The 6,469-nt window shown below is 68.7% G+C and carries 5 protein-coding genes and 1 pseudogene; 2 read left to right on the forward strand and 4 right to left on the reverse strand.

The genetic code is table 11. The annotated features are described in order from the left end of the window. Both atpA and ACQKJZ_RS17195 read right to left on the reverse strand, forming a co-directional pair. The coding region (gene atpA / locus ACQKJZ_RS17190; protein WP_427732680.1) for a F0F1 ATP synthase subunit alpha at window positions 1-1,059 on the reverse strand (1,059 nt) is incomplete at its 3' end. 7 nt (window positions 1,060-1,066) lie between these two features. Next, the gene (locus tag ACQKJZ_RS17195) at window positions 1,067-1,636 is read right to left on the reverse strand and encodes a F0F1 ATP synthase subunit delta (RefSeq protein ID WP_427732688.1); all 570 of its coding nucleotides are present in this window, start codon (window positions 1,634-1,636) and stop codon (window positions 1,067-1,069) included. 224 nt (window positions 1,637-1,860) lie between these two features. On the opposite strand from ACQKJZ_RS17195, the gene ACQKJZ_RS17200 reads away from it, so the two are divergent. Then, window positions 1,861-2,712 (forward strand): bifunctional transcriptional activator/DNA repair enzyme AdaA, encoded by an 852-nt coding sequence (locus tag ACQKJZ_RS17200; protein WP_427732682.1) that lies wholly within the window; start codon window positions 1,861-1,863, stop codon window positions 2,710-2,712. Window positions 2,713-2,770: 58 nt separating this feature from the next. Here the strand turns inward: ACQKJZ_RS17200 and ACQKJZ_RS17205 are convergent, their stop codons facing one another. Both ACQKJZ_RS17205 and ACQKJZ_RS17210 read right to left on the reverse strand, forming a co-directional pair. Then, on the reverse strand, window positions 2,771-4,330 hold the full coding sequence (locus ACQKJZ_RS17205) for a hypothetical protein (protein WP_427732684.1): 1,560 nt from the start codon (window positions 4,328-4,330) through the stop codon (window positions 2,771-2,773). A gap of 93 nt (window positions 4,331-4,423) precedes the next feature. Then, window positions 4,424-5,938 (reverse strand): S1C family serine protease, encoded by a 1,515-nt coding sequence (locus ACQKJZ_RS17210; protein ID WP_427732686.1) that lies wholly within the window; start codon window positions 5,936-5,938, stop codon window positions 4,424-4,426. A 109-nt stretch (window positions 5,939-6,047) separates the two neighbouring features. Here ACQKJZ_RS17210 and ACQKJZ_RS17215 point away from each other — a divergent pair. After that, window positions 6,048-6,469, forward strand: a pseudogene (locus tag ACQKJZ_RS17215) (CpaF family protein); the annotation flags it as partial.

Raw genomic sequence — 6,469 nt, forward strand, 5'->3', positions numbered from 1 at the left:
TTCGAGGAAGATCTGGCCGTCGGTGATCGAGATCACGTTGGTCGGGATATAGGCCGACACGTCACCCGCCTGGGTCTCGATGATCGGCAGCGCGGTCAGCGAACCGGCGCCATTGGCGTCGTTCATCTTGGCCGCACGCTCGAGCAGACGGCTGTGCAGATAGAAGACGTCGCCCGGATACGCTTCACGGCCCGGCGGACGGCGCAGCAGCAGCGACATCTGGCGGTACGCAACGGCCTGCTTCGACAGATCGTCGAACACGATCAGCGCGTGCATGGCGTTGTCGCGGAAATACTCGCCCATCGCGGTGCCGGTATAGGGCGCCAGGAACTGAAGCGGCGCGGGCTCCGACGCGGTCGCGGCGACGACGATGGAGTATTCCATCGCGCCATTCTCCTCGAGCGTCTTGACCAGCTGCGCGACGGTCGAACGCTTCTGACCCACGGCGACGTAGATGCAGTAGAGCTTCTTCGACTCGTCGGTGCCAGCGTTGACCGTCTTCTGGTTGATGAAGGCGTCGATCGCGACGGCCGACTTGCCGGTCTGGCGGTCGCCGATGATCAGCTCGCGCTGGCCACGGCCGACGGGGACGAGGGCGTCGATCGCCTTCAGGCCGGTCTGGACGGGCTCATGCACGCCCTTGCGCGGGATGATGCCGGGCGCCTTCACCTCGACGCGACGACGCTCGGTCGCCTCGATCGGGCCCTTGCCGTCGATCGGGTTGCCCAGGCCGTCCACGACGCGGCCCAGCAGGCCACGGCCAACCGGCACGTCGACGATGGTGCCGGTGCGCTTGACGGTGTCGCCTTCCTTGATCTCGGCGTCCGAGCCGAAGATCACGACGCCGACATTGTCGGCTTCGAGGTTGAGGGCCATGCCCTGCACGCCATTGGCGAACTCGACCATCTCGCCCGCCTGGACATTGTCGAGGCCGTAGATGCGCGCGATGCCGTCACCGACGCTCAACACCTGGCCGGTCTCGCTGACCTGGGCCTCGGTGCCGAAATTGGCGATCTGGTCCTTGATGACCTTGGAAATTTCTGCGGCGCGGATATCCATGGGAACGTCAGCCTTTCATCGCGCTGGCGAGCGCATTCAAACGGGTGCGGATCGAGCTATCGATCATCTGGGAACCGATGCGGACGACAAGCCCGCCGAGCAGGTCGGGATCGACCGACAGGTCGACCGACACTTCGCGACCAACGCGGGTACGCAGCTGCTGCTTCAGCTCGGCGACCTGCGCTTCGGTCAGCGGGTGGGCGCTCGTCACCTCGGCCGCGACCTCGCCGCGATGGCGGCTGGCCAGCTGGCGGAACGCGCGAATGATCTGCGGCAGCGCCGAGAGGCGCCGATTCTCGGCGAGCACACCGAGGAAATTCTTGGTCACGCCGTCGAGGCCGAGCGTGTCGGCGACCGCCAGGATCGCCTTCACGGCGGCGCCGCGCGCCACGACCGGGCTCTTGGTCAGCGCGGCCAGATCCTTGTCGGCCGCCAGCGCATCGCGAAGGGTCACGAGGCTCGCCTCGATCGTGTCGATCGAACGGCGCTCGGCGGCCGTTTCGAACAGCGCGAGCGCATAACGTCCACCCAGGCTCGCCTGGATGCCGCCTGTGCCGCTTATAGTACCGCCGGACATCTCCACGGATGCGAATTCCTCGAACAACGAACGGGTTGGCCCCATGGGGAACGGGGCGCGAAAAACGCACCTCCGATGGGTTGGCGGGCGGTTAGCATCGGGAACCTTTGGATGCAAGGTGCGTGGCGCATCTTGTGACAGGTTGGTGACGACATTGTCAGCGATGTTTGGCCGCAAGCCACGGGATGAATCCGCCCCGCGCCCACGCTAGGATGCGCATCGCCATGGAAAACCGTGCCATCCCGCCGCGCACACCGCTCGATGTCGAGGCCGCCTGGACGGCGTTCGAGCGGCGCGACCGCGCGGCCGATGGCCGGTTCGTCGTCGCGGTGAAGACCACCGGCATCTATTGCCGCCCCAGTTGCGCGGCCCGTCGCCCCCGGCGCGAACACGTCACCTTCTATGCCGATGGCGCGTCCGCCGGTGCCGCTGGCTTCCGCGCCTGCCTCCGCTGCCTACCCGATGCGGTGGCGCGCGACCGACGCGCGGTGGCCGAGGCGATCACGATGATCGAGATGGCGCAGGAGATGCCCGCCTTGTCCGACCTCGCCGAGCGAGTCGGCTATGCGCCGCATCATTTCCACCGACTGTTCAGGCGCGCGACCGGGGTGACGCCCGCCGCCTATGCCCGCGCCTGCCGCGCCGCGCGAACGACTGAGGCACTGTCGCACGATATGAGCATCACCCGGGCCCTATACGAAGCCGGCTATGCCGGGCCGAGCAGATTCTATGCCGCCAGCGAACAGCGTCTGGGCATGGCACCCGGCCAATGGCGGCGGGGTGGCGGAGGCGTGACCATCGACTGGGCGGTGATGCCGACGCCGCTCGGTCCGCTGTTAATCGCCGCGACCCCGCGCGGGCTGGCGCGTATCGCCTTCGAGGCGGACGGCACCGCGCTGACCGCCGCCTTTCCCGCCGCGACGATCCGGGCGGCCACGGCGGAGACGTTGCACCGCCTCATGCAAGCCGTGGCGGAGGCGGACCTGGCCGACCCGCAATTGCCCGAAGCAACTCGCCGTACCGCCTTCGTCGAAGCGGTATCGTGCCGCTGGCTGGCTTCCGTGACGCAATCCTGAACGCGCCGCATGGCGGCTGCTGAAAGCCCCCCCCTGAAGACGAGGGGTGCTTTCCTCGTCAGTCCTCCTGCCCACGACGATCCGTCATCGTCGCCAGCGCGACCTTCACCTCCTGCGTCTTGCCCGCCTCCAGCAGAGCCAGCAACGTCGCCGCCGGATTGTCGGCGGGCGAGTGCGGGTCGAAGGCGAGCGGGCGCAGCGTGCGCTTGGCGTCGTCGATCTGGTCGGCGGTGATCTGCTGCCCGGCGAGCAGGAAGCGCAAGCCCCGGTCCTGCGGCACCAGTTCGAAGGCGCGCGCCAGCCCGGCGACCGCCGAATCGCTCGGCTTCTCGCCCGCCATCGGGAAGCTGCGATAGAAGGTCGCGAGCGGCTCGGCGGCGTTGGGATCGACGCGGTTGGCGCGGATGATCCAGCTGCGCGCCTCGCGCCAGCGCGCGGGGTCGCGGCTATGCTCGGTATAGGCGCGGCGGAGATGCAATAACCCCTTGTAGAGCAGCGCCTGCTGCGATTTCGCATCGATCGCCAGCGCGCGGTCCGCCGCCGCCTCGGCCGCCGCGTCCTGCCCGACATCATAGGCCATTTCGGCGAACCAGCCCTGCACGACCGCATCGCCGGGATAGGCCGCCGCGATTCGGGCGGCACGCCCATAGACCTGCTGGCCGGTCGTGCGGTTCACGCCGCGATCCGACTGCATGCGCAGCGGCATCATCTGCTGCTCGCCCGGACTCATCGTCCGCACCGCGATCTCGGCCTTGGGCAACCGCTCGTACCGAACGAGCCGGCCGGGCAGCGTGCTGCGCCGCAGATAGCCGTCGAGTTGCCGGTCCAGCGCCTTCAGCGATCCGAACGCCTGGTCGCCCGCCGCGATGCTCGGCACGCCCTGGTTGAGGAGCTTGAGGTACGCGTTCAGCTTGGGCGACTGGGTCGGATCGAACTGGGTGTAATGGGTCAGCAGCCAGCCGCGACCATAGACCTGGTCCAGCTCATGCGAATCGAGTTTGCGCCGGGTCGAATCGAACAGCGTCTCGATGGGCAGCTTGCTGCTGTCGATCAGGCCGTAGGCACGGTGCTGCGCCGCCACGCCGATCATGATGCCCTCGCGATCGAAGCGCGCGGTGCTGACGAACTCGGCATAGCCTTCGGAATACCAGGCCGGATAGGCGATCTGCGAATTGCCCAGCAGGAAATGATGGGCATATTCGTGGAACAGCACGATCTGGGGCTTCAGCGCGTTCAGCCCGTCGCCCTGCCCGCGCATCGGCGTGAACGCCACCGAGCCGGAGACGCGCGGCTCGTAGAAGCCCGCGATGTTATCGCCGCCCTTGCCATAGAGCCGTCGCACCGCCGCTTCGTCGGGCAGGACATAAACAGTGACGGGATTGCTTTCCTCGCCCTCCTGCTCGGGGATCGCGTGGAGCTGGCGCATCGCGCCGTCGAACTGCTCCAGCCGCGTCGCCATGGTGCGCAGCGTGCCCTCGGGCATGTTGCCATAGAGGACGAAATGCCGCCCCCGCGCCTCGCGCCATTCCGCCTTGGCGGGCATCGCCGACAGCGCCGCGCATGCCATGCCCGTCGCGGCGGCCATCCATCGGCCGGCACGCACCCCCCAGTTCGTCATTCCCCCGGCCCTCCCAAGCCGTCTCGTATCAGGGTTCGATCCAACAGATATGGACCGCGACTGGCAAGTGAATTGCGCGCCAGAGAGGGAGCGTCAGCGCGCCGAGCGGCAGCGATAGACCAGTTTCTCGTTGGGCAGCGGCGGCAACTGCTGGCGGATCGCGGCCTGTTCGGCCTCCAGCTTCTGGAGCGCGGCATCATCGCGGGTGCAGGCGCGCGCGGTGTTCGGTCCGTGCAGCTTGCGGATCGATTCCATCGTCGCGGCGGGCAGCATATAGCGCGTCTGGGTATAGGTGCGCGTCAGCGGATCGAAGCGCGCGACGGTGACGGTCTGTTCGTCGTCGGGGACGAGCACACGCTGCCACCCGCCCTCGCCTTCCAGATACTGGACGTTGCGATCGACGCAGCCATTCGCGCCCCAGTTGAACGCGGTCTCGGCGGTGGAGGACACGGTGATCCGACTGCGATCGGCCTGGAGCGTGCAGATCATCGGGCCGAGCGCGGCGGTCGACGGCTGGGCAGCGGGCGTCGTGCTCGATTCGCGCGGCAGCGTCACGTCGGCCGAGGGGCGCAACAGGAAGGTGACGACCGCCGCCAGCACCGCCACCCCGCCCGCCGACACGGTCCAGATCGCCGGCCGCCGCTGTCCCCGCGATTCGAGCAGCCCCGCCCCGCCGATCGCCAGCGCCCCGCCGACCAGCAGCAGCGCCGCCAGTGCCATGACATTCTCACGCGTGCGCTCGGCCTCGCCGCGCGCGGCGTTAAGCGCTTCCTCGCGCCGCAGCGCCGCCGCATTCGCCGCCTCGCGCCGGGCAGCGGCAGCGTCCGCCACCGCACGCGCATCCGCCGCGCTGTCCTCGCGCAGCCGCTCCTCGATCGAGGTGCAGGGCGACCCGATCGAGGCATAGGGTTGCTTGGCGGCGCGCAGGAACGCCATCAGCTCGGTATCGGCGATGGCGAAGCCGAAGGTCGAATCGCCGTCATCGGCACGGGTCAGCGCCGAATTGACCCCGATCACCCGCCCGCACGGATCGAGCAGCGGCCCGCCCGAATTGCCGCGCGCGATGCTGGCGGTGTGGAGCAGCACCTCGATCCCGGTCAGCGTCCGCCGGCCCGAGGCGACGCCCTGCGACCGGACGGGCGACAGCGGGCGGATATAGTCCGCCGCCGACTGCGCGGTCGCCAGATCGACATTGCCGGGATAGCCGAGCGCGATCACCTGATCCCCCTCGGTCACCGGGCCGGTGAACAGGGCGACGGGGGGCAGCTTGGCCTCGCTCACCTCGATCAATGCCAGATCGCGGCGCGAATCATAGGCGATCACTCGCCCCTGATAGGATTTGCTGCCTTCGGAGGGCACCACGCCGACTACGACATTGTCGGGATAGCGCTCGGCCAGTTCGACGACATGCGCGTTGGTGACGATGCGGTTGGGCGCGACCGCGAAGCCCGAGCCATGGCCGAAGCCCTCCACCCGATCGTCGACCATCGCGATGGTGACGACCCGCACCACGCCGCGTGCGGTCGCGGCGATGTCGTCGGCCCGCGCCGCGACGGGCAGGAACCCGACGATGGTCAGGATGAGCGCGAGGACGAGGCGGCGGAGCATCGCCGGCCGCCATATCCCGCGACTTCCCCCGGCGGCAACCGCGTTCGGTTAGGCATATCGTAAATCTTCGCGATTACCGCAGGCGCGTTATGCCATGGGGAATTGCGGGATGAATGCGTTCGGTCGCCGACAAGGTCTGGGAAGCGCGGCGGGGGCCCGTCCGACCTTCGGCGTGGCGCGGCCAATGCACGGCCCCGGCCCGCGCCCGGATACGCCCCCGCCGGGCGGCGAACAGTTTCCACCGTTGAGCAGCCTGGCGGGCGCGGCCCCCGCCGAGACGCTCGATGCGATGCAGCGACTGGCCGAGCGTCAGGCCGCCGCCCTCGAACCCGCCCCGGCGCGCGGCGAAGGGTTCGAGGCATCGATCCACCGCATCAAGGAACAGGTGCTGCCCCGCCTGCTCGAACGCGTCGACCCCGAAGCGGCGGCGACGCTGGGCAAGGACGAGCTGGCCGAGGAATTCCGCCCGATCATCGGCGAGGTGCTGGCCGAGTTGAAGCTGACGCTCAACCGGCGCGAACAGTTCGCGCT

The sequence above is a fragment of the Sphingomonas sp. NPDC019816 genome (assembly GCF_050274375.1).
Classification (GTDB): Bacteria; Pseudomonadota; Alphaproteobacteria; order Sphingomonadales; family Sphingomonadaceae; genus Sphingomonas.

Coding starts and splice junctions, on each gene's coding strand:
- ACQKJZ_RS17195 (WP_427732688.1), bottom strand. CDS start 1,636: ATGTCCGGCGGTACTATAAGCGGCACAGGCGGCATCCAGGCGAGCCTG.
- ACQKJZ_RS17200 (WP_427732682.1), top strand. CDS start 1,861: ATGGAAAACCGTGCCATCCCGCCGCGCACACCGCTCGATGTCGAGGCC.
- ACQKJZ_RS17205 (WP_427732684.1), bottom strand. CDS start 4,330: ATGACGAACTGGGGGGTGCGTGCCGGCCGATGGATGGCCGCCGCGACG.
- ACQKJZ_RS17210 (WP_427732686.1), bottom strand. CDS start 5,938: ATGCTCCGCCGCCTCGTCCTCGCGCTCATCCTGACCATCGTCGGGTTC.